This is a genomic window from Phyllobacterium phragmitis (assembly GCF_002980495.1).
Classification (GTDB): domain Bacteria; phylum Pseudomonadota; class Alphaproteobacteria; order Rhizobiales; family Rhizobiaceae; genus Paramesorhizobium; species Paramesorhizobium phragmitis.
The window spans coordinates 1-529 of record NZ_PVBR01000090.1; the positions used below are offsets into that span (position 1 = coordinate 1).

Below are 529 nucleotides of genomic sequence, written 5' to 3' on the forward strand. Positions count from 1 at the left end.
CGACACCGCCATCGGCGATGGTCAGGGTGCCGGTTTTGCTGCCAATGCCCGCGCCATTATCCCCAATCGTAAGATCGCCCGCAATTGTCCAAGCCGAGTCTGCGCCGGTCACAGTCGCGCTCGACGTGGAAGCGTTGTTTCCAGTGATGAGGCCATTAAGGCTGCTCACCGTGCCGCCATCAGAAATGATCAGCGTGGCGTCACCCTGATCGCCGACAGTCAGACCACCCGTATTCGTCCAGCTTGAATTCGGCCCCGTTACCGTCACCGCGCCGGTGGAGGTGGCGTTGAGGCCGATCACGCTGTTTCCACTGCTGCTCACCGCGCCGCCAGCAGAAATGGTCAACGTGCCGCTGCTGGCGTTGTCCCCGCCGACAACAAGGCCGCCCGCCATGACCAGATTTGACCCTGCTCCGGTTACGCTCGCCGAGCCGGTGGAAGAAGCGTTGCTGCCGATACCACCAGTGCCAGTGCCATTGCTCTGCACCGTTCCGCCGCTGCTGATCGCGAGGTCGGTGCCGTCAAGAAG

General features: G+C 62.8%; 1 pseudogene. It reads right to left on the reverse strand.

Features of this window, described 5'->3' with window-relative positions:
- A pseudogene (locus C5748_RS27465) lies at positions 1–487 on the reverse strand (autotransporter outer membrane beta-barrel domain-containing protein); the annotation flags it as partial.
- Positions 488–529 lie beyond the last annotated feature (42 nt).